The organism is Dehalococcoides sp., assembly GCF_041654235.1.
Classification (GTDB): domain Bacteria; phylum Chloroflexota; class Dehalococcoidia; order Dehalococcoidales; family Dehalococcoidaceae; genus Dehalococcoides; species Dehalococcoides mccartyi_B.
Genome location: NZ_JBAZDW010000019.1, coordinates 1 through 24,812 on the forward strand (window position 1 = coordinate 1; position 24,812 = coordinate 24,812).

The window sequence follows — 24,812 nt, forward strand, 5'->3', positions numbered from 1 at the left end:
CCAGAACTTTCCTTATCCGCCCCTGATTAGCCGTTTGCTTTATAACCGGGGCATTACAACCATTGAAGCGGCTGACCTGTTTCTTTCGCCAGACAAGCGTTTAAATCATGACCCGTTTTTATTTCCTGATATGGAAATGGCTGTCAGCCGCATTTACAAAGCCTTGCTGGCAGGCGAAAAGATAGTAGTCTATGGGGATTTTGATGCTGACGGGCTGACGGCTACGGCAGTTTTAACTACCGGCATTGCCCGTTTGGGCGGAAATGTAACACCATATATACCCCACCGCATTACCGAGGGTTACGGCTTAAAAATATCCGCCCTTGAGAAACACCGCGCAGAAGGTGTTTCTCTTGTTATCAGCACTGACTGCGGCATTACCGCCATACCTGAAATCAAACGAGCAAACAAAATAGGGCTGGACGTGATAGTCACAGACCACCACACCCCGCTGGACGAACTGCCGCCTGCATATGCCATTATAAACCCCAAAATGTCCTGCTCCACCTACCCCTGTAAAGAGCTTGCCGGAGTTGGGGTGGCTTATAAACTTATACAGGCTTTGTACCGCAACCTAGGGCGGGAGGATGAAGCCAAAGATTTACTGGATTTGGTAGCCATAGGCACGGTTGCGGATATTGTACCCATTCTGGATGAAAACCGTTATCTGGTAAAGGAGGGGGTAAAACTTCTGAATGCAGAACCCCGCCCCGGCCTAATAGAAATGGCCCAGCTTAGCCGCTTGCATCTGGGGGAAATAGAGCCGGAAAGCATTTCATGGATAATGGCTCCCCGCCTGAATGCGGCCGGACGGCTGGAACACGCTATGGCCGGATACAAACTGCTTACCGCCACTACTATAAGTGATTCTCAGGAACTGGCACTCTGGCTGGAAAACAAAAATACCGAACGCCAGCAACTAACCGTTCGTTTTGTAGAAAAAGCCAGAGCTATGCTTGATACCCAGTTCCCGCCTGCTCTGCTCATATTCAGTGATGCCGAATGCCCTCAAGGTATCAGCGGACTGGTGGCAGGCAGGCTTTCAGATGAATACTACCGCCCGTCTATTGTCATCAAGACCAATGCTGATTCTGCTACCGGCAGTTGCCGCAGCATACCGGATTTCAATATTATTCAGGCGCTCAACCGCTTTGCCCACCTGTTCAGCCATTTTGGCGGACATGCCCAAGCGGCAGGTTTCACATTGCCCATAGAAAATCTGGATGCGTTTGTACAAGGCATTTCCGCTTACGCCGAAGAAACCCTGAGCGGTATGGAATTAAAGCCGTTTATAGATATTGATATTGACACAGACTTAAGCCTGCTCTGCCCGGCCACTTTGCGCGAACTTGAGCGTCTGGCTCCATTCGGAGAGGCAAACCCGAAGCCTGTTTTCCTCAGCCGCGGGCTGAATATTACTGATTACCGGTCAATGGGCAGTAATAACGAACACCTAAAACTACGTATAAAACACAAAGGCCGTTTCTGGGACGGGGTGGCATTCCGCCAAGCCAAAGAACTAAGCAGTTTTCTCCAATCCCCGGTAGATATAGTGTATAATCTTGAACTGGATAAATGGTGCGGAACAGACACCCTCCGCCTGAAGATAATTGACATGGCACCCTCAGGTACCAAGATTTAGTAAAAAGGTGAGCAAATGAACAGCTTGATAATGGTTATAATTGCACTCATTGCCGCATATTTTATCGGCTCTACGCCTGCCCCGTATCTGGCAGGACGGATTTTTAAAAAAATAGATATCCGCACCGTAGGCTCAAAAAACATGGGCTCTATGAACGTTTTTTATAATGTGGGTTTCTGGCCGGGTATTCTGGTACTGACAGCGGATATCGGCAAAGGTGCTCTGGCTATGGCTGTTGCCAACTGGCTGGGTGAAGGATTGGGTATCCAGATGCTATGTGCTCTGATGGCCATTGCAGGGCACAATTACCCTGTCTGGCTTAAATTCAAGGGCGGCAAGGGTGGAGCAACCGCTATCGGTATTCTAGCCTACATGATGCCTGAGGGCATTCCCATATATATAGCCTGTTTTCTTATCCTGATGGCTATTACCCGTTTCCCCACCCTGAGTTACGGCATCTCTTTTATCAGCTTTATACTGGTGGCATGGCTGGGGCAACATGATATGGGCAAAGTACTTTTCTCCCTACTGGTAGTTATGATACCCATACTCATGTACATACCCCGCATGAAAGAGATAAAAAACAAGGCCGGCTCCGGCAATGCTAAGCGGGCTATCTTTCGCAGAAACCTTAAAGAGAGACTTTAGTTTAGTCTTCCACAAGACAGCTGAAGCAAATGAAGAATATTCCGCTTTTATTAATGAATATTCTGAAAAAGCGAAGATAATACCAAGAGTAATAAAAACCTTGCAGACGCATTTCAATCAAATCTGCAAGGTTAATTTATCAAAGCAGTTTAGACTTGGGTTACCCCGAATGCCTCGGTTTAAGTTATTTTATCCGTTTGTTTTTGCTTTCTAAGGCGGTAAATAAAAAGCGGAACGGCTACGGCCATAAGTATCAGACCCACTACCTGAGCCTGTTCCAGACCTAAAGCAAAATCATCATTCACCCGTACAAAACCAATAGCAACTCTCCATGCGGCATACAGGCTGATATAAAGCAGGAAAAGCTGGCCGTCAGGCCGCAATTTCTTGGCGATGAACAAACTGAAGGTAAGAAGACACAACAAAAAGATAATTTCATAAGCTTGGGTAGGTGCTACCTCCACCCCGTAAGGGGCGGCCGTGGCGGGGTTGGTATAAATTACGCTGCAACCAGTACCACCAAATTCCCCGTAACAGCAACCATTCAGCAAACATCCCACTCTGCCTATAGCCTGCCCCAGCAGTATGCCGGGTACAGCCACATCCAGCAAATAACCCAGATTGAAGTGAGAATATCTACTGTAAATCCACAGGCCTATTGTGGCACCTATAATAGCTCCGAATATGGTCAGACCTTCGCCGCTAAATATAGCTCCGGGATTAAGGCTGTAATATTCCCAAGCATCTATAACATGCAGAAGCTTTGCAAAGACAATGCCGGAAGGAATAGCGATAATAGCCGCAGTCAGCACGGTATCATACGAAATATTCGCCCCGCGTTTAATCCGCCAGAATATCCATGAAACCAGTGCCACCACACCCAGTGCCATCATGATGCCATACCACTTAACCACCAGCGAACCTATGCTGAAGGCTATCGGGTCTACATTTATTTCAAACATAATTACCTGTCCTGTTTCAATTTAAAAAGAGGCGTGACCTAATTAAAATTATACCTTAACAAATTCGTCATCACAAACAGGTTTTGCCAAGGCATCTTTCCAGCACTGTTTTTGCCCCGTTTTTATCCAGCGGTTTATTGTTATTTCCGCATTTGGGGGACTGGACACAGCTGGGGCAGCCATCTACGCAGGTACATTTATCAATAAGGTTACGGGCAGTTTCCCAAAGCTGGTCAATAATCTCGTACCCTTTTTCGGCAATGCCCACCCCGCCGGGATGCCCGTCATAGATGAATATTGCCGAAGTACCCGTATCCGGGTGAAGGGGGGTGGAAACACCCCCGATATCACTGCGGTCACACAAGGCAAACAAAGGCAAAAGCCCAATAAGGGCATGTTCGGCAGCGTGGATAGCCCCGTGAAAATCCATTTTATATTTTTCCATAATACGGACTGTTTCAGCCGGCAGTTTAAACCAAACCGCTATAGTGGGAAAGGTTTGAGGCGGCAAATCCAGCTGTTCTTCACTCAATATCTGCTCTGTAAACTGGGCTTTGCGTCTGTAACCTGTTACCGTTAGTGTAACGTCTACTTTGCCCAGATATACACTGATATCCCCCACCAGTTTGTTTTTCAACACTTCACGTATACTTATTTCGGTAAGGTCATGGGTAACCGTATAGTATTCCAGTTTTTTCTTCTCCAGCAAGGCTACCTGTGAATTCAGATCAAAACTGCTTACCAGATAGCTTTCACCCTGATGCAGGTAAACTGCCCCCGGATAGGCCTGCAGAAAGGCTGTTTGGTAGTCCAGCGTTTCAATAATCTGTCCGCTCTGCGCATCTACCAGGCAAAAATCCTTGCCCGAAGCTGAACGGATACTGACATCTCTGGCAGGATAAGAAATATCTGCTGATATATAATAATTGCCCCGCCGCTTGTTAAGTACTCTTTCTTCGGAGAGTATTTCCAGTTCTTCAGCCAGATTTTCTCCGAAAATATCTGTTTCGGATTCATTTAAGGGCATTTCCCAAGCAGCACATAACAGGTGGGCTTTATATATATACGGATTTTCAGGATTTATAAAAGTACTCTCAAAACCGCTGTTAAACAACCTTTCAGGGTTATTCATATAGTACTGGTCAAGCGGGTTATCCAGCCCCAGCAAAAATGAAAGAGAGTGTCCGCACCTTCTGCCGCTGCGCCCCGCCTGCTGGAAAGTGCTGGAAATACTGCCCGGAAAACCGGTCAGTATGCTAGCCCCAAGGTCACCGATATCCACCCCCAGTTCCAGTGCATTGGTGGAAACCGCCCCCAGCAATTTACCTGAGAAAAGTTCTTTTTCTATTTTGCGGCGGTCTTCGGCAGTATATCCTCCCCGATATGGCTTGATAAGGTCGGCAAATTCGGGTTTTATGGCTATCAGGCGGTCACGCGAATATTTATAAATAAGCTCGGTAAGCCGTTTAGTACGAGCAAAATCCAGCGTGCGGATTTCGTGGCTGACCAACTCACTTAAAAGAAACGCGGACTCCGAGTTGGCACTATGACGCATCCCGTTAGCAGGGTCAATAATAGGCGGATTCCAAAAAATAAAATCCTTTTCTGCTCTGGGAGCACCGTCATTATCCACCACTGAAAAAGGCAGTCCGGTCAAACTTTGGGCGTGAGTGCCGGGACTGGCAATAGTAGCTGAACTGAGAATAAACTTCGGTGAACTGCCATAGTAACTGCAAATACGCCGAAGCCGCCTTATGATATTTGCCAGATGCGAACCAAATACCCCACGGTAGATGTGGGCTTCGTCTATAACCACATATTCCAGATGGCGTAAAAAACGGCTCCATTTCTGGTGGGACGGCAGTATGGACACATGAAGCATATCCGGGTTGGAAAGTATAATCCTTGCCTGCAAACGGATATCCGAACGGTTACGGTTCGGGGTATCACCGTCATACACATCCATCTCTTCAGCCAAAAGCAGTGATGGCACCGCAAATGATTTCAGGCTTCGCAACTGGTCCTGCGCCAAAGCCTTTGTGGGGTAAAGATATAGGGCTCTGGCATTCGGGTCCGATACCAGTTTTTCAAGTACCGGCAGGTTATAGCACAAACTTTTGCCGCTGGCCGCCGGGGTAGCCACAATTATGTTTTTACCCTGCCGGCAAAGATTTACTGCGGTTGCCTGGTGGGTATATAACGGCAAAATTCGTTTTTTCCTAAGGCGGGCATCTATCTGGGGTAAAAGCGGGGCATCTGGTTTAGCATATTCCGCCGGGCGGTATGGCAAGCGTTCAATGTGGGCTATCTGCTCCTGATAATCAGGCAGAGATGCAATATAGGCCAAAAACTCGGTAGTTTCCAAGAGATATCACCTTAAACTGCCATTATTTCAATCTCAAAATCACGGATAACCACATCAAATCCGCCATCGGTTACAAAAGCCAAAGCTTTATTTAGTAACTGGTCGGCCACTACGGCACTGTTACTTATGCAGCTTATACCTATAACCGCCGTCTTCCAGCTATCCATCTCTTCTACTTCGGCTACTGAAATATTAAAACGGCTTCGCAGTTGCCTAACCAATGGTTGAACAAGCTGGCGTTTACCCTTCAGAGAGGTGTTTTCTGGCAGATCCAGCCATAATCTGAGTATACCTGAGTGCAAGCTAAAGAACTCCTTTTTACAAGGCTCTCAAATGAATATACCCTGCCCACTATATTACGTCAAGTAAATGCTTGCCGAAATGTGGTATATTATACCTAAATATAGTGCATTTGTTTTACAATATAGCCACGCTGTGATATAATTTTGACTTTGAATTAAGTAGAATAATATAAGGGGAATAAGTTTGGACAAACAGGAAAAATCTCTGATCATTAATGAATTCAAGAAGAGCGAATCCGATACTGGCTCTACTGAAGTGCAGGTAGCTTTGCTCACTGCCCGTATCCACCAGTTAACCACCCATATGATAGCCAATAAACACGATTTTCATACCAAGAGAAGCCTGCTTACTCTGGTTGGCCGCCGCCGCCGCTTGCTTTCATACATGCGCAACAGCAATGGGGCCGGTTATCAGGAGCTTATTGCCAATCTTGGCCTTAGAAAATAGTTTTTGCCAAAGGCAAATAACCCCGTAAGGAGATTACGTTATTGATAACTGCCAACTCATTTGAACGAACTATCGGCGGCAGGAAACTTGTTATTGAGAGCGGGAAACTTGCCCGTCTTGCAGATGCCGCGATTACTATCCGCTATGCGGATACTGAATTACTGGTAACACTTTGTTCTGCCAAGAAACCTCGCGAAGGGGTAGATTTTCTCCCCCTGACTATAGATTACGAAGAGCGGATGTATGCCGCCGGCAAAATCCCCGGCGGGTTTATCCGCCGTGAAGGCCGCCCCAGTGAACAGGCTATTTTGGCTGGGCGACTGACTGACAGACCTCTTCGCCCTCTTCTCCCCAAAGAGTGGCGCAATGATCTTCAGATTATTATTACCGTAATTGCTTCAGACAAGGAAAATGACGCTGATATCTGGGGCGTAGTGGGTGCTTCCACAGTTCTGGCCATGTCTGAAATACCATATGAAGGTCCGGTCGGAGCCAGCCGTATTGGATATATAAACGGTGAATTTGTGCTTAATCCCACTTTTGCCCAGTTGGAATCAAGCCAGCTGGATCTGGTGGTAGTCAGCACCCGCAAAGCGGTGGTGATGATTGAAGCCGGTTCCAAAGAAATTCCTGAAGACATTATGATTAACGCTATTGAGTTTGCCCATAAGGCAAATCAAGAGCTTATTGACCTCCAGGATGAAATCCGTGCCAAGCTCGGCAAAGAAAAGCTACCCGTGCCGGTGCTTGAAATACCCGAAGAAGTCAAAACGGCTGTTGCCGCTTTTGTAAAAGGACGGGTAAATGAAGCCCTTAGCCACCAAGATAAAACCGCCCGTGAAAATGCGGTTGAAGGCCTTCAGGCTGAACTGGTTGCGGCTTTATCAGAAACATTCGCCGAAGGTGATATCCTGGCCGCTTATGACAAAGAAATCAAGAAAGCTATCCGCTCTACTATACTTGAGAAGGATATCCGGGTAAACGGACGGGGTATCAAACAGCTTCGCCAGCTGGATGCTGAAACAGGGCTTTTGCCCCGCGTCCATGGCTCTGCTTTATTCACCCGCGGTGATACCCAGGTCATGGCTATAACCACCCTTGGTTCTTTACAGGAATCCCAACAGCTGGATGGCTTAAGTGCCGAAGATACCAAGCGTTTTATGCTTCACTACAACTTTGCCCCCTTCTCTACCGGTGAAGTAAAACGTTCCGGTTCTCCCGGACGGCGTGAAATCGGTCATGGCGCTTTGGCCGAACGTGCCTTAGTGCCTGTCCTGCCCACTCCGGAAGAATTCCCCTATACCATTCGTCTGGTAGCTGACGTGGTTGGCTCATCAGGCTCTACCTCTATGGGCAGTGTCTGTTCGTCCAGCCTGTCACTTATGGATGCAGGCGTACCGGTCAAAAAAGCTGTTGCAGGAATCTCCATCGGCCTTATTACCGGTGAAAATGATACCTACTGCACCATTACTGATATTGAAGGCATCGAAGATAACTACGGCGATATGGACTTTAAAGTTGCCGGTACCCGTGACGGCATAACCGCCATACAAGTGGATATGAAGGTCAAGGGTATCAGTTTTGATATTATCCGTGATGCCATATACCAGGCAAAAGAAGCCCGCTATAACATACTGGACGTAATGGACAAAGCTCTTGCCCAGCCTAAAACAGAGCTTAGCCCTTATGCCCCCAGAATGTACAAGATAAATATTGACCCCTCCAAGATTGGCAGTGTTATCGGCAGCGGCGGCAAAACTATCCGCTCTATTATTGAGCAAACCAATACTACCGTTGACATTGAAAATGACGGCACAGTGGTTATTGGTGCTACTGACGAGGCTTCGGCTAAAAAGGCCATCAAGATAATTGAAGACCTGACTAAAGACATCGAAGCCGGCAGTATTTATACCGGTAAGGTCACCCGTATAATGACCTTCGGTGCTTTTGTTGAAATCCTGCCCGGAAAAGAAGGCATGGTACACATAAGCGAACTGGCCGACCACAGAGTTGAAAAAGTAGAAGATATAGTCAAGGTGGGTGATGATATAACGGTTAAGGTTATAGAGATTGATAACCAGGGCAGGGTAAACCTGTCACACAGGGTTATTCTCAATCCGAACGCTGTACCCATTTCACGCAACCGTGATTCTCAGCCGCGTCGTCCCGGTCCTTTCCGCCCTTCTGACCGGTCTAACTCATAATATATTAGGAGGCGCTATGACACCTATAAAGGTTGTAGTTCACGGTGCCTCAGGCAAAATGGGCCAGGAGGTCTTAAAGACCCTGTGCCAGGAAAATAACTTTCATCCGGTGGGAGCAGTGGATATACGGGCGGAAAGCCCTGCCATGGCTCTGCCGGATGGCAGCGGCTCTATCCCCTACTCGGCAGACCTTTCTTCCATTCTTTCGCAGACCAAGCCTGACGTAATGGTAGATTTTACTGTTGCTAAGGCTTCCATGCCTGCCATCCGTATTGCCGCCGCCCACAAGGTTAATCTGGTCATAGGCACTACCGGCTTTTCACCTGAGGAAATATCTGAAATTGAACAGTTAGCCAAAACCAATGATATTGGAATTATACTTGCACCCAACTTTGCCCTTGGTGCTATAATAATGGTTCATTTGGCGCAGGTTGCTTCGCGCTTCCTTTCCAGTGCTGAGGTGATAGAACTGCATCATGATAAGAAACTGGACTCACCTTCCGGCACCGCTCTGGTCACAGTAGCGTCCATGCTGGAAGCCAGGGGTGAAGCTTTTAACAAACCACCCAAGGAAAATCTTACAGATGCCCGCGGACAGGAACACGATGGCATACGGGTACATAGTGTACGCCTGCCGGGTCTGCTGGCACATCAGGAAGTTATTTTTGGTGCGGCCGGTCAAACACTGACTATTAGGCATGATGCCTTTAGCCGTGAATGCTATATGCCGGGTGTTTTACTGGCGATAAAAGAAATAGTCCATACCAAAGGTTTTGTTTTTGGTCTGGACAAACTGCTTAAGCTTTAGGAGGCAGTCCATGGGTTACAGAGTGGCCATAGTAGGTGCTACCGGAATGGTAGGTCAGGAATTTATAAAAGTACTGGAAAAACGGGATTTTCCTATGGACTCCGTTTCACTCCTAGCGTCTGACCGCTCTGCGGGCAAGATAATAACTGTAAAAGGCGAGGCAATAGAGGTCAAAGAAACTGCCTATGACTCATTTAACGATGTAGATATTGCCTTGTTTTCTGCCGGCACGGATATTTCCCGCCATTTTGCCCCTATTGCTGCCCAGCACAAAGCCATAGTGGTAGACAACAGTGCCGCATTCCGTATGGATCCTAAAGTACCGCTGGTAGTGCCTGAGGTAAATATTGAAGACATTACCAAGCATAAAGGGATAATTGCCAACCCCAACTGTTCCACAATTCAGATGGTTGTTGCCCTGTACCCCCTGCATCAGGTAAACCCGATTAAACGTATTGTGGTAACTACTTTTCAGGCCGTTTCCGGTACAGGCATAAACGCAGTGGACGAGCTTCGAACCCAAACCCGCCAGCTGCTTGACGGTCAAAAAGCGGTTGCACATGTATATTCCCACCAGATTGCTTTTAATGTCCTGCCGGAGATTGATGTCTTTCTGGACAGCGGTTACACCAAGGAAGAATGGAAAATGCTGGAAGAAACCCGCAAGATTATGCATGCGGACAATATACAAGTTTCGGCTACCTGCGTCAGGGTGCCGGTCTTTACCGGCCATTCGGAAGCTATTACTGTAGAATTTGAACGCCCCATGGAACCGGAGCAGGCACGCGATATACTCCTGCGGTCACCCGGCATCAAAGTACTGGACGAAACTGCTGTCAAACTCTATCCCCACCCGTGGTTGGCCACCGGCACAGACGAGGTCTTTGTGGGGCGGATACGTAAAGATATATCTAGTCCCAATGGTTTGCTTATGTGGGTAGTGGCTGATAACGTCAGAAAAGGTGCTGCTCTAAATGCAGTCCAGATTGCCGAAGAACTGGTTAACCGCGGCATGATAGGAGGTTAGAAATGAAAGAATTAGGCAGACTTATTACCGCCATGGTAACCCCGTTTAAAACAGACGGGACAGTAGATTATGCTCAGGCTCAGAAACTGGCTCTGGGGCTGTTAGATTCAGGCAGTGACGGGCTGGTAGTAGTTGGCACCACAGGTGAATCTCCCACCGTTACCTGGGAAGAAGAACACGCCCTGTTTGCAGCCGTAAAATCTGCTGTCGGCAACAGGGGCAAGGTTATTGCCGGTACGGGTGCCAACAGCACTCAGGAAGCATTGGAAAACACTCTCAAAGCCGAAAAGATAGGGGTAGATGCCTGTTTGCTGGTAGTGCCCTATTATAACAAGCCTACCCAAGAGGGTTTGTATCTCCATTTCAAGACCATTGCAGAGGCTACCAAGCTTCCCTGCATACTTTACAATGTACCCTCACGGACTATTACCCATATGAACCCGGAAACAGTAATCCGCTTGAGCCAGATACCCAATATTGTGGGTATCAAAGAAGCCAGCGGCAAACTGGATGATATCGCCCAAATAATAAACAATGTCCGCCCTGATTTTACCGTCTGGAGCGGAAATGATAGTGATACCCTGCCCATGCTGGCAATGGGTTCTTACGGGGTAATCTCGGTAGCATCACATCTGGTAGGCAACCAGATAAAAGACATGATAACCAGCTTTGTCTCAGGCAATACGGAGCATGCGGCTGCTATCCACCGCCACCTGACGCCGCTGATACGCTCACTCTTTGTAGTATCCAACCCCATACCTATCAAATATGCCCTGAATTATCTGGGGTTTGAAGTGGGCGGGCTGAGACTGCCCATGACCGAAGCAGATGAGAAAACTGCTGCCCTTATACGCGAAAGCCTTAGGGGCTATACTATTGACCTGCCCATAAAATAAAATGATACAGTCCGACAATGGTCTATACCGTTTGGAAAAAACGGACATAAAACATCTTGCCAGGGTAGCTGCCGAGGCTTTCAGGGATGATCCGCTCACTGTATATCTTCTGCAGGGAGATACCCAAAAAGCTAAGCGGTTACCGATAGTTTTTGAGTATTATGCCGCACTGGGCATAAAATACGGGCAGGCATATGCTTCCTCACCCGATATGGAAGCGGTTTCCATTTGGTTTGATACTCCGGTTCGTATATCCCTCTGGCAACTTATCAGTTGCGGTTTTCCCTTGAAAAACCTGTGGTGCGGTTTTAATTACTTCCAGAGGGATATGCAACTAAACAACCTGTGTGACAAAATGAGAGACCAGCTGTACCCTTTTAGTAACAAATACCTTGCCTTGCTGGCTGTAGCTCCTAAATACCGTATGCAGGGATTCGCCAGCAAAGTTATCCGCCCTATTCTGGCGGAACTAGACCGGAGTAATGTAACATCTTACCTTGAAACCCAAAACTTGCAGAATGTAAATATGTACCGCCGCTGGGGGTATGAAGAAATAGGCCAATTTAATTTGCCCTTAAGCAATATCTCACTTCATGCCATGCTCAGAAAAATCAGAAAGGACTACCATGGAGGAAATTCCTCTTCAATATCTCTACAAGCTGAATAAATCAGATATACCCAAAGCCGCCGGAGTCTGTGCCCGTGCTTTCCATGATGACCCTGTAATGAAGGAAATTTCTAAAGAAGAAGCGAGGATAGATGCTCTTTACCAGATTTTTGAATATATTTTAAAAACCGGTATGGATAGCGGGCAGGCATATGCCAGTTCCGCCAATCTTGAGGGAATAGCCCTTTGGGAACCGAATAATGTCCGCAAAACATTTAACCAGCGTCTCAGGCACTTGTTTTACTTATTTCAGGTACGAAACCAACTGCCTCTTCTGACTGAAATGTCTAGAGTAGATAAAATCAGTCAGACACTACGCAATAAACATGCCCCGGCTATATACTTTCATTTGGCGCTTTTGGCGGTTGACCCCGAATATCAGGGCAACGGAATAGCCGGACATCTGGTACGCCCCATGCTGGACTTTATGAACGAAACCGGTATACCGTGTTATCTGGAAACTCAAAGTGCTCAAAATGTATCCATGTATGAGCATCTGGGTTTCAAACTGCTAGCCAGTCAGGTGATTACAGGTACCAGCCAAACCATATATGGCATGCTGAAAAACCCGGACCGTAAAGTATCCTAAGTATTTGCAGTTCAGCCATTTAAGCCGTAAAACCGGCATACCGAATATATAAAACGTAAAATCAGAATATAAAGAGGGGGCTTTAAAGCCCCCTCTTTATATTCTGACCAATAACATGTCTATTTATATATAGTTTGTTCGCGAGAAGGGCCGATACAAACGGCACTCATCTGGCAGCCGATAAGCTTTTCAATGCGGCAAATATAGGCTTTTGCTGCCTCCGGCAGGTCATCGTAATTTCTAACTTCTTTAGTAGAGCAAAGCCAGCCGGCCATCTCCTCATAAATAGGCTTGCATTTGGCAAGCTCACCCGAATTTGCAGGGAAATATTTTATTATCTTGCCATTAAGCTCATAAGCCGTACAAATAGATATTTTGGGCAGAATATCCATAATATCCAAACGGGTCATTATGGCGGTAGTCATACCGTTTATCTGGCAGCTGAACCGCCCTGCCACCGCATCAAACCAACCTATCCGTCTGGGACGCCCTGTAGTTGTACCATATTCATGGGCTTCATTACGTATGGTATCTCCTGTTTTATCCAGAAGCTCGGTGGGCATTGGGCCTCCGCCAACTCTGGTACTATAAGCTTTGAAAACACCCAGTGTGGCACTGACTGAAGCCGGTCCGATACCTATCCCCAGACAACCGCCAGCCGCCAAAGGCGAACTGGAAGTTCCGTAAGGGTAAGTACCGAAATCAGGGTCAAGCAAAGCTCCCTGAGCGCCTTCCATTATTATCTTTTTGTCTTGGCTGATAGCCTCTTCAATAATATGGGTAGTTTCTCTTATATTAGGGGCTAGTTCTTTACCCCATTTAAGGCAGGTTTCATAAATCTCATCCAGAGAAATGGGGGCCGCATCATAGACTTTGGTAAGTATCTGGTTTTTGCACTCCAGCACATACTCCAGCCGTTCACGCAGGTACTCAGGCAACAGCAAATCACCCACCCGTATGCCCATACGGGCATATTTATCCACGAAGGCAGGCCCTATGCCCCTTCGGGTAGTCCCCAGTGATTTATTGCCTCTGGCCTCTTCTTCAAGCCCGTCTAGTAGTATATGGTAGGGCAAAACCAGATGCGCACGGTCACTGATAAAAACGTTGCTCACATTTACACCGCGGCTGATAAGCTCATTGCGTTCGCGGATAAATACATCAGGGTTTATAACCACCCCGTTACCGATAATGCATTTTACACCGGGATAAAAAACACCTGAAGGAATGATATGAAGTTTAAACTCACCCATAGGGTTTATAACAGTATGACCGGCATTATCACCGCCGGAAAAGCGTACTACGTAATCAGCCTCCTGGGCCAGCATATCTACAACTTTACCCTTACCTTCATCTCCCCACTGTCCACCAACTATTGCTGTAACAGGCATAACTCCCCCAATTCGGCTTTAAACATATTTTATCCCCTCACCCAACTACTAGTTGCCGAGGGGAAACCGATAAAGTTTAACAGATTAGGCTGATAAAGTCACTATCATTTGGTCTGTCGGTAAACATTTGCAAGCCGCTGAATAACAGTTATCAAACTGAGAACACTTACCAAGACCAATACCGGAACGAGTATATTCAGCATCATGCCTATAGCCAGTGCAACCACCCGTTCAGGTCTGGTAAAAAATCCTTCTTTTCCTTCAAGCCCCATGGCTTCGGCTCTAGCCCGTATATAACTGACCAGCAAAGAAAGTGTGAGGGTAATTACCGCCAGCACTACCTCAGTTGTCTGCCCGTTTTGGGAATAAAAAGCGCATACCCCGATAAGAATTGCAGCTTCCGAGACCCTGTCTAAAGTAGAATCAAGCACTGCCCCGAAGCGGGTAACCCTGCCGGTCCGGCGGGCAAGTGCCCCGTCCAGCATGTCAAATACACCTGCCAGCAACATAACTATTCCCGCTAAAAGCAGGTTCCCATTAACTATGATTACAGCCGCCACCAGAGTAATAACAAAACCGATTATCGTAACCATATTTGGGGTAAGACCGGTTTTAGCTAAAAGATTTATGACGGGGTTTGTAATTTTAAGGGCAATTTCTTTACGCCAACTTGCCATACCAGACATTTTATTCAGACTCTTTTCTGCCCTGACCTAAAGGCAATAGTCTAACTATTTACCTTCCGGCCCGTGGTGATTTTTACTTAACACCAAATGGTAGTACTCTTCTACTTTTTTAGCAACCCTTTTCCAGCTATATTGCTGGACTGTCTTTAATCCTTCGGCACTCAGCTCAGATCGCATATCAGGGTGGGTTATGAGTTTTATCAAGGTTTTTGCCAGTTCATCAGCATTTTTAGGAGGAACGAAAAGCCCCTCTTTGTTATCCGTCAGCACACACTGGTATCCTTCAATTCGCGAAGCAACAATAGGCACGCCCAAAGCCATAGCCTCCAAAAGTACAATGCCGAAACTTTCCTGACCGGTAGCCGGAGAACAGTAAATATGGGCTGTCTTATAGTAACGCGGTAAATCATGACAGGAAACCCCGCCTACAAATACCACATCAGAAAGTCCGTGTCTTTTTACCATATTGCGATAATGGCTAATTTGCCGGGGTGTACCCGGCCCTACTATCAGAAGCCTTGTCTGGGGGCACAGGGGCTTAATCTGGGCGTAAGCATCAATAAGATAGCCCAATCCCTTGCGGCTTTCCATTCGCCCCACAAAAAGGATATTAAGCTTGTCATCTATATATTCTGAAAAAGGCTGCACTTCTGTATGGTATAAATCCAGATCTATACCGTTTGGCACAATGGTATATTCACCGGGTATATATTTGGAGGCAAAACGCAAAGCCGCATTTGAAACCGCCATATGACCATGAAGGTTTCGTCTCCGCCGCCGCAGGAAGATTCGGGTAAAAGGCCACCCCAGATTATAACCGGGTTTCCCCTGACTGGCATGGAAGGTAGCCACATTACAGGTTTTGGAGAATCTGAGCATAGCACTGCATAGCATTATCATAAATGGCTCATGCAGATGGATAACATCAAACTTTTCTTCGGCCAGAACTCTCTTTATGCGGTTTTTTAGATTGACCGAAAGGCTGATACGAACAACTGTTCCAGAGGTAGCTAAGGGGCGGGGCTTGCCGACTTGAATAAAATCCGTGCCGTATTCCGCCAGAGACTTTGATGCTGGGGCAATGATGCGAACATCATGCCCCAGCATTTTAAGTTCTTTATAAAGCGAGTTAACGTGGTTAACTACGCCACCCGGATAAGCAAAATCATAAGGACAGACTAAAGCTATTTTCACTGTTAACCGCCAACTAACCTATAGTATCACTAAGGAAGTTCGGGTTATTTCTCTGCCTTCTTCTCAGGCCCCGCCACTTTTTTGGCAGAAGTCTTTTTAATGAACTCAGCGGTCATAAGATGCGCGGCATCATCGGTATACTGAACCGGAGGTGACTTCATGAAATATGAAGAGGGTTCGTTCAGTGAACCAGACATGCCATTATCCATGGCCAACTTACAGCAACGAACAGCGTCAATAACTACACCGGCAGAGTTAGGGCTGTCCCAAACTTCCAGCTTCATTTCCAGATTCAAAGGAACATCACCGAAGGTTCGGCCTTCCATGCGGATATGGCAGAACTTGCGGTCTTCAAGCCACGGCACGTAATCACTGGGACCTACATGGACACAGTCGGGATCCAGCTTGTAGTCAAGCTGTGAAGTAACAGCATTGGTCTTGGAAATTTTCTTGGATTCCAGCCGTTCGCGTTCAAGCATATTCAGGAAGTCAGTGTTACCGCCGAAGTTCAGCTGATAAGTCTTTTCCAGCTTAACACCCCGGTCACAGAAAAGTCTGGTCAGTACGCGGTGGGTAATAGTAGCACCCACCTGTGACTTGATATCATCGCCGATAATAGGTACACCGGCAGTTACAAAACGCTGCTGCCAGTACTTTTCACGGGCAATAAATACCGGTATGCAGTTAACCATACCGCAACCGGCTTCCAAAATCTGTTCCACATACCATTTGGTGGCTTCCTCTGAACCAACGGGCAGATAGTTGATAACAACGTCTGTTTTGGTTTCTTTGAGGATTTTCACAATATCAGCAGTAGAGCCAGGAGCCTTCTGAATAATCTGGGAAAGATACTTGCCCAGACCGTCATGGGTCATGCCGCGCTCAACCTTGATACCCATTTCGGGCACGTCAGTGAATTTGAAGGTATTGTTAGGCTTGGTAAAAATAGCTTCACTAAGGTCTTTGCCGACTTTGTTCTTGTCAATATCAAAGGCAGCAGTAAAGTTAATGTCGCTAACGTGATAACCGCCAAGATTAACATGCATCAGACCTGGAACGAATTCAGTGTCCTTTGCTTTCCGGTAATAGTGAACACCCTGTACTAAGGACGAAGCACAGTTACCAACACCGATAATGGCAACGTTGATTTTACCCAATTTTTTCCGTTCTCTCCTTCCAACAGAAGAGGCTATCCTGAAACGTCATTAACCCTTCAGAAGATAACCTCTGAATAATTTGATACCATCTTTAAGCCCATACGGGCGTTTTTAAAGCCACCTTTAAAGACAAACTAAGTAACTTAGCCTATCCTGAAAACCTTCCCGCCACAAACTGGGCAGGTACCTTGCCAGGCTCCGCGACCATTTTTCAGAGTAACTCTCTTGGCATCTTTGACGTCAATCTTCTTGCGATCCTTGACACAATAAGCCTGTACCATGGCCGGTCTCCTTTCGGGTATTTTGGAATATATCATCTACTATTATAGGCGTATTGTCAAGCATTACAAGTATAATTTTAAGCTAATTTGCATCCGGTTTCGGGCTTTGTCTTATGAAGACTTTAGCCGGATGCCAAGTACCGTCAGTCTCCGGCTGGATTATAGCAACGAAACTGTTTTCAGCATTGTATACGGCCACAGCCTCAGGTTTGTCAATCCTATCCAGTGTTATCTCCAGACCATTTACCAAGCGGGTTATATTCTTTTCATCAAGGGAAACTCTTGGCAGATGCCCGATGGCTGTCTCCAGCGGGAGGAGAATACCTGCCAGTTTCCCGTCACATTTTGCGGCCTCAAGGTCAGCAAAATCCAGAGAGTTTGCCAGATTAAACTGGCCATATGCCTCTCTTACCAGAGATTTCAGATACGCCCCGCAACCCAGTTTTCTACCCAAGTCAAAGGCCAGAGAACGAATATATGTGCCGTGTCCGCATTCTATCCGTACACGCAGTACCGGTGAAGTGTAGTTAAGCAGTTCAATGCCATAAATTGTGGCTACCCGGGGAATTCTTTCAACCTCTATCCCTTGCCTTGCCAGATTGTAAAGACGCATCCCGCGGTGTTTTACGGCACTATACATAGGGGGAATTTGGATTATCTCACCCTGAAAATCCATCAAAGTTTTATATATCATTTCACGGGTAACATAGTCACAGGTTTTGCGGAAAGTGATTTCGCCTTCGCTGTCATAGCTATCCGTCTCCACTCCCAGCTCTATTTCAGCCAGATATGTCTTGCTGACGGAAGACAGATACTCTATAAGACGGGTAGATCTTCCCAAAAACACCGGAATTACTCCGGTTGCATACGGGTCAAGAGTACCCCCATGCCCTACCCTTTTTTGGGAATAAATACGCCTGACTTTTGCAACTACATCAAATGAGGTTATCCCGAAAGGTTTGTTGATATTCAGGATGCCGTCCATGGCTAATCTTCAGGCTGGTGGTGAATGACCTGGTCTATAAGGGTATTCAGGCGAACACCCCTTTCAATGGTAATGTCCCATACAAAATGGAAAACCGGCATATAGCGTATATCAGTCTTTTTGGCTATTTCAGTACGGAAAAATCCGGCCGCTGCATTCAAAGCGGCCAGTATTTCATCTTTGTGTTCATCACCTGCCAGATGGCTCACATACACATTGGCATGGCGCATATCTTCAGATATGTCTACTTCATTTACAGACAACAGCGTGTCCAGACGCGGGTCACGAATCTCTTTTTGCAGGAGGGCGCTTATATCCGCCCTGAACAGCTGGTTAAGTTTCTTTATTCGCCGTGACATTATCGTGATTTTTCCTTGTGATAAAATTCTAAAATATCACTCTTCTGGAACTCATTGAAATCTTTCAGGCCTACGCCGCATTCATAGCCGGCCACTACTTCTTTAACATCTTCCTTAAAGCGGCGAAGACTGTTGCTGGGGGCGTCTACTATGACTTCACCACCCCGCAGAAGCCTTACCTGAGAGTTCTTTACCAGTTTGCCTTCCAGTACCATACAACCGGCAATAGAGAGCTTTTTGGTGCTTTCAAAGACTGCCCGCACTTCGGCCCGGCCGTCAATAACTTCTTTGATGGTAGGTTCAAGCAAACCTTGCAGGGCCTTGTCCACATCTTCTATCAGCTTGTAGATAATATCATAATGCCGAATATCAATGTCTTCGGCATCAGCCAAACGCTGGGCATTAGTTTCTATACCGGTGCTAAAGCCGATAATCAAACCGCCTGAAGCCATAGCCAGCATAACGTCACTCTCGGTAACGTTACCGGCGCCGCTGCGATTAATATTTATCTTTATCTTGTCAGTGCTAAGTTTTTCTAAAGAATCTTTAATGGGCTCAAGACTGCCCTGAACATCGGTCTTGAGTATTATGTTAAGTTCCTTTATGTTACCTTGGCTAACCTGATCATAAACATTAGTAAGGCTGACTGCGTTTGTTTTACGGGTGCTCTGGCTATTTTCGTTAACCATATCCCGGGCCTGTTTTTCAGTGGCCACAGCTATAATCTTATCACCCACCTGAGGCACACTCTCCATACCCAACAAAGCTACCGGAGTGGAAGGTTCAGCCTTTTTGATGCGTTTGCCCACATCGTTAAACATAGCTTTGACCCGCCCCCAAGTATTGCCGGCAACCACAGTATCACCCAGTTTAAGGGTACCGCTTTGCACCAGTACTGTAGCCATCGGGCCTTTGGTTTTATCCATTTCAGCCTCAATAACTACACCGCTGGCAGGTTGATTGGGATCAGCTCTTAGATCTTCAAGTTCTGCTATAAGCAAAACTGCTTCCAGCAGTTCGTTAATGCCTTTGTTTTCACGGGCAGATGTCGGGATTGCCAGCGTGTCACCGCCCCACTCCTCCACCACCAGCCCGACTTCAGCCAGCTGTTGTTTAACCCTGTCAGGATTGGCTTCGGGTTTATCCATCTTGTTTATAGCTAAAATAATGGGAACACCGGCCGCCTTGGCATGATCCAAGGCTTCCAGAGTCTGGGGCATAACACCATCATCAGCAGCAACTACCAGAATAGTAATATCGGTAGCCTGAGCACCTCTGGCACGCATGGCAGTAAAAGCTTCGTGACCGGGGGTATCCAGAAAAGTTATCTTATGGCCCTTTATTTCCACCTGATAAGCACCAATATGCTGGGTAATACCGCCTACTTCTTTTTCCATGACGTTAGTAGAGCGTATGGCATCAAGCAAACGGGTTTTACCATGGTCTACATGACCCATTATCGTTACTACCGGCGGGCGAAGAGGGAAGTTGCTCAGTTTTTCTTTGGCAGGTGAAGCTTTTTTAGCGGCACTCTTTTTCAGAATCTTAAGCTTGGCCTCAAAACCAGCCGCCTCTATCACACCTTTGGCTATATCAAAATCTATAACCTGATTTATATTAGCCATAATGCCTTTACGCATCAGGGCTTTGATAACTTCGACAGGGTTTGTTTCCAGGCTATCAGCCAGTTCTTTTACCGATACCGCTGCCCCAAGTTCAATAATCTTGACCGGAGGTGCAACTTCAGTTTTGGCGCTTGGTTTACTTGTCTTCTCTACCATTTTCTTTCACCTCACACACTTCGCGCCCATATTTTAACAGTTCTTCGCGATTTTCCGGTGTTATGGCAATCTTTAAAGCATGGGTAATATAACTGCCTTTTAAACCGGATTCCCAGCAGGCCATATCTCTGCACAAGTAAGCACCTCGTCCTTCCAGACGACCGCTATGGTCTACCCTTACGTCATTATCTTCTGTTCTCACCAGCCGCACAAGGTCTGCTTTAGCTTTCTCGGTACGGCAGGCGATACAGGTCCGCATGGGCACAAATTTAGAAGTCAATTTCCTCTGATTCATATTCCGTTACATTCCGCCGTTTTTTGCCCTTAAGCTTGATACCATCTTCAGCGGTATCTTTACCTTTGACAGTCTTTTTCTTGTTCTTGCTTTTGTTCTTATCATCAATGACAACTTCACGTCTGGGAAGCAAGTCTTCGGCAAAACGCAGTTTGACCGAATCACCCCCGGCCGCTTTATCAAGCACATTCAAAGGCACTACCACACCCTGCTCTTCAGGCACAGATTCAGCCTTCGCAGGTGTTTCTTTAGCCACAGGTTCTATTATTGTATCGGCAGGTAACACCTTTTCAACAGGTACGGTTTCGGTCTTTGAAACAGCTGCTATTACAGGTTGTTTTTCAACAACTTTTTCAGTTATTTTGGACTTTGAAATTTCTTCTTGCTGGCGGGCTGCCACTTCGGCCCGTTCAACATCTTCATCAGAAGCACTCTTTATGTCAATCCGCCAACCAGTCAGCTTAACTGCCAGACGTACATTCTGACCCTCTTTACCGATACCTAAACTAAGCTGGCGGTCAGGTATGACCACAATGGCAGATCTTTCAGCTTCATTCAGGATAACCTTGGTCACCTGGGCAGGGCTGAGTGAATTGGCAATAAAAGAAGCTATTTCGCTACTCCATGCAACCACATCTATCTTTTCGCCGTTTAACTCGCTGACAATATTCTGGATACGAATACCACGTAAACCCACACAACAACCCACCGGGTCAATTCCGGGTTGAAGGGCACCTACAGCCACTTTAGAGCGTGAGCCTGCCTCGCGGGCAACAGCCTTTATCTCTACCAGCTGATTAAAAACTTCAGGAACTTCCATTTCAAATAAACGGCGTACCAGACCGGGATGAGAACGTGAGACAATAACTGAAGGCCCTTTGGCTGTTTTTGCCACGTCCACCACGTAAACCTTTATCCTCTGTCCGGCACGATACCTTTCGCCATAGGCCTGTTCATTAGCAGGCATTATAGCCTCTACTCGGCCGATATCCACCGTAATTTGTTTGGGTTCTATACGCTGTACCACACCAACCAGAGTATCTCCCGCCTTGGAGGCATATTCATCAAAAATAGCGGTGTTTTCAGCCTCATGCAGACGCTGGAGAATAACCTGTTTGGCTGTCTGGGCGGCAATGCGCCCGGCATCAGCCGGAGTATCTTCAACCATCATCAAGTCGCCTATCTTGGCATCAGCTTTGAGCCTTTTAGCCTCAAGCAAACGCATTTCCTGGCGGCTATCTATCACTTTTTCAACTACTTGCTTTTCGGCCATGACTTTTACTTTGCCGGTAAGCTGGTCTATCTTCACCGTGATATTCTGGTTTGGAGCAAAGCTCTCTTTACGATAAGCCGATACCAATGCCGACTCAACGGTAGCAAGTACTACTTCTTTTGGCAGATTCTTTTCTGCCGAGAGCTGGGTGATAGCGAGCAAAAAGTCGCTTTTCATCTCGGTTCTGTATCCTCCTCAGTTTATCCCGATACAACAAAAAAGTGGGTTTGAACCCACCTCAACAACGCGATTTAGCTTTTGCAGTAGTATAACACAAACCCTATATATTGGCAACATACAAGGCCTTAAAACCAGTTAAATATATCCCGTTGACACCCTTTAGGCTTGCCTGTAACATTAACTATTATGCTCGCAAAAGTATCAAGTTGCGCTCTTATAGGACTGGAAGGCACTATTGTTGAGGTAGAAGCCGATATCTCTGCCGGATTGCCCTCATTTACCATTGTAGGGCTGCCGGATACCGCTATTCAGGAAGCCCGCGAGCGGGTAAGGGTTGCTATACGAAACTCCGGATTCACTTTTCCTGTTAAACGTATTGTAGCCAATCTGGCACCGGCTGATTTTAAAAAAGCCGGCCCTGCTTATGACCTTTCCATAGCTTTAGCGATTCTTATAAGTTCCGAACAGCTAAAGGCTGATACCAGTCAGACACTTTTTCTGGGAGAACTTTCCCTGGATGGTAGTCTTCGCCATACCAGCGGCATTTTGCCTATGGTCGCTTTGGCTTACCAGAAAGGTTACACCAATATCATTGTGCCCGCTTGTGATGCCCGCGAAGCCTCACTGGTAGAGGGTGCCAGTATATTGCCTTTTACAACCCTGAAGGAAATAACGGAATACCTGCAGGGTGACCGTGCTGCCCCCAAGCTAAGCGAATTTAAAGAAGAATTAAAAGGTACCCCCCCTGCGAATTATGTGGATTTAGCATATATAAAAGGGCAGGAGAATGTAAAACGGGCGCTGGAAGTAGCCGCTGCCGGCGGACACAATATGGTAATGACCGGCCCTCCCGGAAGCGGGAAAACCATGCTGGCACGGGCTTTGGTCTCTATTCTCCCCACTATGACCAGTGCTGAAGCTTTGGAGGTTACCAAGATATACAGTATTGCCGGTCTGTTACCGCCAAATATTCCGCTTATACATAGCCGCCCTTTACGCGCCCCACATTACACTATTTCCTCTGCCGGGCTGGTAGGTGGAGGCACTTTTCCTAAACCGGGAGAAATCAGCTTAAGCCACCGCGGTGTCCTTTTTCTGGATGAATTGCCGGAATTCGGTCACAGCCTGCTGGAACTTCTGCGTCAGCCGCTTGAAGATAAAACCGTAACTATAAGCCGGGCACAGGGCAGCGTCAGCTTTCCGGCTAACTTTATGCTGGTAGGTGCTATGAATCCCTGCCCTTGCGGATTTTATGGTGACAATGTTAAACGGTGTACCTGCCCGCCGGGTTTGGTAACGCGTTATCAAAGGCGAATAAGCGGCCCGTTTTTAGACAGGGTAGATATAGTCATAGATGTGCCCCGCATAGAATACGAAAAACTTTCCAGTGACCGGCTTGGGGAATCATCAGAAATCGTCAGCCGAAGGGTGGAAAATTGCCGCAATATCCAGCTGGAACGTTTTGCCAAGTACAAAATATTGTCTAACGCGGAGATGACACCGGCAGAAATACGTCAGTTTTGCACTATGGAAGATACCGCCCAGAATTTGCTGCGTTCGGCTACCAAACAGCTTTTCCTGTCTGCCAGAGCCTATCACCGCATACTGAAATTATCCCGCACCATTGCTGACCTTGAAAATAATGATATAATCAAAGCACATCACTTGGCCGAAGCTATACAATACAGGCCACGCTGGCAGGTATAAAATGAAGGAACCACTAATTCTTCAAACACCCCGCCTGGAATTGGTCCCGGCAAATGCCGAAATGCTGAATTGCGAAATTCAGGGACAGAAAGAGTTGGGGCAATTACTGGGAGCCGAAATTCCGGCCAACTGGCCGCCGGAAGGCTATGGCTGCGAAACTTTAAAACGGTTATTGACAAAATATGAAGCAAGCAGGTTCAAGACCGGTTATCTCAATTGGTATATCATCCTGAACCCGTCCGGTACTCACCGGGAGCTTATCGGGCAGGCAGGGTTCAAAGGGGAACCCACCCCCGAAGGCCGCATGGAAATTGATTATTCCATACTGGAGCATTATCAGCACCACGGGTACGCCATGGAAGCTGTTCACAGCCTAATAGGCTGGATACTGCAGGACCCAAGTGTCAAAGAGATTATAGCCCAGACTTATCCGGAATCTATTGCCGCCCAGAAACTTCTGGTAAAAATAGGGTTTAGCGCTTCGGGTAAAGGCCTTGAACAAGGCACAATACTTTTTGTACTTCCCCGTGAAGACTATAAAACCGATCTGCCTGTAATGGCTGAAGGAGAAAAAACCGTGAAAGAAGACCTCAAAGCTAATTCCCGTAAAGCTGCTGAGAGTTTTGGTGAAATGCTGGCCGCCTTCGGAAGCGCCGTTAGCGAGATATTCAATGACCCTTCTTTAAAAGACAAGGCCAAAGAATTTGGCAAGAGTGTTTCAAGTTCGGCGGAAGCAGTAACTGACCGTTTTAAAGATGAGGAGATAAAGGTAAAGTTTAAAGAAGTGGGTGATGCTGCCCAGAGTTTCGGCAAGAACGTGAGCAATATTTTCAAGGACGATAAAAAAGAACCCAAAAAGTCTGACAAAGAGGAGTAGTTTATCGGCCGTATTCTTTACAAATAATACTTAACGGAAGCATTTTACAGGCATAAATGCATTCTGATATGTCGTATGCCGTCTTCTA

24 protein-coding genes are annotated in these 24,812 nt (G+C 46.8%); 11 read left to right on the forward strand and 13 right to left on the reverse strand.

Features of this window, described 5'->3' with window-relative positions; all coding sequences use genetic code 11:
- Nucleotides 1-1,642, forward strand: a 1,642-nt coding sequence (gene recJ / locus WC259_RS03730) for a single-stranded-DNA-specific exonuclease RecJ (RefSeq protein WP_372643224.1), incomplete at its 5' end; no start/stop codon positions are given.
- 15 nt (nucleotides 1,643-1,657) lie between these two features.
- Nucleotides 1,658-2,290 carry a glycerol-3-phosphate acyltransferase gene (locus WC259_RS03735; protein WP_011929145.1) on the forward strand — a complete coding sequence of 211 codons (633 nt, stop codon included), beginning with the start codon at nucleotides 1,658-1,660 and terminating at the stop codon, nucleotides 2,288-2,290.
- A 179-nt stretch (nucleotides 2,291-2,469) separates the two neighbouring features.
- Here the strand turns inward: WC259_RS03735 and WC259_RS03740 are convergent, their stop codons facing one another.
- The 3 genes from WC259_RS03740 to WC259_RS03750 all read right to left on the reverse strand — a co-directional run bounded on the left by WC259_RS03740 (nucleotide 2,470) and on the right by WC259_RS03750 (nucleotide 5,919).
- Complete coding sequence (locus tag WC259_RS03740) at nucleotides 2,470-3,252, reverse strand: prolipoprotein diacylglyceryl transferase (protein WP_372643227.1); 783 nt, start codon at nucleotides 3,250-3,252, stop codon at nucleotides 2,470-2,472.
- 70 nt (nucleotides 3,253-3,322) lie between these two features.
- Nucleotides 3,323-5,617, reverse strand: a complete 2,295-nt coding sequence (locus tag WC259_RS03745; protein ID WP_372643230.1) for a DEAD/DEAH box helicase — start codon at nucleotides 5,615-5,617, stop codon at nucleotides 3,323-3,325.
- Nucleotides 5,618-5,628: 11 nt separating this feature from the next.
- Nucleotides 5,629-5,919: a DUF503 domain-containing protein gene (locus tag WC259_RS03750; RefSeq protein ID WP_011929147.1), complete on the reverse strand. Its 291-nt coding sequence runs from the start codon at nucleotides 5,917-5,919 to the stop codon at nucleotides 5,629-5,631.
- A 178-nt stretch (nucleotides 5,920-6,097) separates the two neighbouring features.
- On the opposite strand from WC259_RS03750, the gene rpsO reads away from it, so the two are divergent.
- From rpsO to WC259_RS03785, 7 genes are read left to right on the forward strand one after another with little or no spacing between them, the layout of a single operon-like run.
- Nucleotides 6,098-6,367 carry a 30S ribosomal protein S15 gene (gene rpsO / locus WC259_RS03755; protein ID WP_052471054.1) on the forward strand — a complete coding sequence of 90 codons (270 nt, stop codon included), beginning with the start codon at nucleotides 6,098-6,100 and terminating at the stop codon, nucleotides 6,365-6,367.
- A gap of 41 nt (nucleotides 6,368-6,408) precedes the next feature.
- Nucleotides 6,409-8,571 carry a polyribonucleotide nucleotidyltransferase gene (locus tag WC259_RS03760; protein WP_011309411.1) on the forward strand — a complete coding sequence of 721 codons (2,163 nt, stop codon included), beginning with the start codon at nucleotides 6,409-6,411 and terminating at the stop codon, nucleotides 8,569-8,571.
- A 16-nt stretch (nucleotides 8,572-8,587) separates the two neighbouring features.
- Entirely contained in the window at nucleotides 8,588-9,379 is a 792-nt protein-coding gene (dapB, locus tag WC259_RS03765) for a 4-hydroxy-tetrahydrodipicolinate reductase (RefSeq protein WP_011309412.1), read from the forward strand.
- Nucleotides 9,380-9,389: 10 nt separating this feature from the next.
- Complete coding sequence (locus tag WC259_RS03770; protein ID WP_372643235.1) at nucleotides 9,390-10,406, forward strand: aspartate-semialdehyde dehydrogenase; 1,017 nt, start codon at nucleotides 9,390-9,392, stop codon at nucleotides 10,404-10,406.
- A 2-nt stretch (nucleotides 10,407-10,408) separates the two neighbouring features.
- Entirely contained in the window at nucleotides 10,409-11,302 is an 894-nt protein-coding gene (gene dapA / locus WC259_RS03775; RefSeq protein ID WP_011309414.1) for a 4-hydroxy-tetrahydrodipicolinate synthase, read from the forward strand.
- 1 nt (nucleotide 11,303) lies between these two features.
- The gene (locus WC259_RS03780) at nucleotides 11,304-11,969 is read left to right on the forward strand and encodes an N-acetyltransferase (RefSeq protein WP_011309415.1); all 666 of its coding nucleotides are present in this window, start codon (nucleotides 11,304-11,306) and stop codon (nucleotides 11,967-11,969) included.
- Nucleotides 11,929-12,558 carry a GNAT family N-acetyltransferase gene (locus tag WC259_RS03785; RefSeq protein ID WP_372643239.1) on the forward strand — a complete coding sequence of 210 codons (630 nt, stop codon included), beginning with the start codon at nucleotides 11,929-11,931 and terminating at the stop codon, nucleotides 12,556-12,558. The genes WC259_RS03780 and WC259_RS03785 overlap by 41 nt, the downstream gene beginning before the upstream one ends.
- Before the next feature lie 119 nt (nucleotides 12,559-12,677).
- Here the strand turns inward: WC259_RS03785 and WC259_RS03790 are convergent, their stop codons facing one another.
- The 10 genes from WC259_RS03790 to nusA all read right to left on the reverse strand — a co-directional run bounded on the left by WC259_RS03790 (nucleotide 12,678) and on the right by nusA (nucleotide 22,137).
- Nucleotides 12,678-13,949 (reverse strand): adenylosuccinate synthase, encoded by a 1,272-nt coding sequence (locus tag WC259_RS03790; RefSeq protein ID WP_041224096.1) that lies wholly within the window; start codon nucleotides 13,947-13,949, stop codon nucleotides 12,678-12,680.
- 104 nt (nucleotides 13,950-14,053) lie between these two features.
- Nucleotides 14,054-14,635 (reverse strand): CDP-alcohol phosphatidyltransferase family protein, encoded by a 582-nt coding sequence (locus WC259_RS03795; RefSeq protein ID WP_015407819.1) that lies wholly within the window; start codon nucleotides 14,633-14,635, stop codon nucleotides 14,054-14,056.
- 45 nt (nucleotides 14,636-14,680) lie between these two features.
- Entirely contained in the window at nucleotides 14,681-15,829 is a 1,149-nt protein-coding gene (locus WC259_RS03800) for a glycosyltransferase family 4 protein (RefSeq protein WP_012984344.1), read from the reverse strand.
- 44 nt (nucleotides 15,830-15,873) lie between these two features.
- Nucleotides 15,874-16,986, reverse strand: a complete 1,113-nt coding sequence (locus WC259_RS03805) for an inositol-3-phosphate synthase (protein ID WP_011309420.1) — start codon at nucleotides 16,984-16,986, stop codon at nucleotides 15,874-15,876.
- 143 nt (nucleotides 16,987-17,129) lie between these two features.
- Nucleotides 17,130-17,303, reverse strand: a complete 174-nt coding sequence (locus tag WC259_RS03810; RefSeq protein ID WP_011309421.1) for a DUF5679 domain-containing protein — start codon at nucleotides 17,301-17,303, stop codon at nucleotides 17,130-17,132.
- A gap of 46 nt (nucleotides 17,304-17,349) precedes the next feature.
- The gene (gene truB / locus WC259_RS03815; RefSeq protein WP_011309422.1) at nucleotides 17,350-18,252 is read right to left on the reverse strand and encodes a tRNA pseudouridine(55) synthase TruB; all 903 of its coding nucleotides are present in this window, start codon (nucleotides 18,250-18,252) and stop codon (nucleotides 17,350-17,352) included.
- Nucleotides 18,253-18,254: 2 nt separating this feature from the next.
- Nucleotides 18,255-18,611: a 30S ribosome-binding factor RbfA gene (gene rbfA / locus WC259_RS03820; protein WP_011309423.1), complete on the reverse strand. Its 357-nt coding sequence runs from the start codon at nucleotides 18,609-18,611 to the stop codon at nucleotides 18,255-18,257.
- Complete coding sequence (infB, locus tag WC259_RS03825; protein ID WP_011309424.1) at nucleotides 18,611-20,392, reverse strand: translation initiation factor IF-2; 1,782 nt, start codon at nucleotides 20,390-20,392, stop codon at nucleotides 18,611-18,613. The genes rbfA and infB overlap by 1 nt, the downstream gene beginning before the upstream one ends.
- The gene (gene rnpM, locus WC259_RS03830; RefSeq protein ID WP_015407085.1) at nucleotides 20,373-20,672 is read right to left on the reverse strand and encodes an RNase P modulator RnpM; all 300 of its coding nucleotides are present in this window, start codon (nucleotides 20,670-20,672) and stop codon (nucleotides 20,373-20,375) included. The genes infB and rnpM overlap by 20 nt, the downstream gene beginning before the upstream one ends.
- Nucleotides 20,662-22,137 carry a transcription termination factor NusA gene (nusA, locus tag WC259_RS03835; protein WP_011309426.1) on the reverse strand — a complete coding sequence of 492 codons (1,476 nt, stop codon included), beginning with the start codon at nucleotides 22,135-22,137 and terminating at the stop codon, nucleotides 20,662-20,664. Before nusA ends, rnpM begins: the two co-directional genes overlap by 11 nt.
- A gap of 189 nt (nucleotides 22,138-22,326) precedes the next feature.
- On the opposite strand from nusA, the gene WC259_RS03840 reads away from it, so the two are divergent.
- The gene (locus WC259_RS03840; RefSeq protein WP_015407823.1) at nucleotides 22,327-23,847 is read left to right on the forward strand and encodes a YifB family Mg chelatase-like AAA ATPase; all 1,521 of its coding nucleotides are present in this window, start codon (nucleotides 22,327-22,329) and stop codon (nucleotides 23,845-23,847) included.
- A 1-nt stretch (nucleotide 23,848) separates the two neighbouring features.
- Complete coding sequence (locus tag WC259_RS03845) at nucleotides 23,849-24,724, forward strand: GNAT family N-acetyltransferase (RefSeq protein ID WP_011309428.1); 876 nt, start codon at nucleotides 23,849-23,851, stop codon at nucleotides 24,722-24,724.
- Nucleotides 24,725-24,812 lie beyond the last annotated feature (88 nt).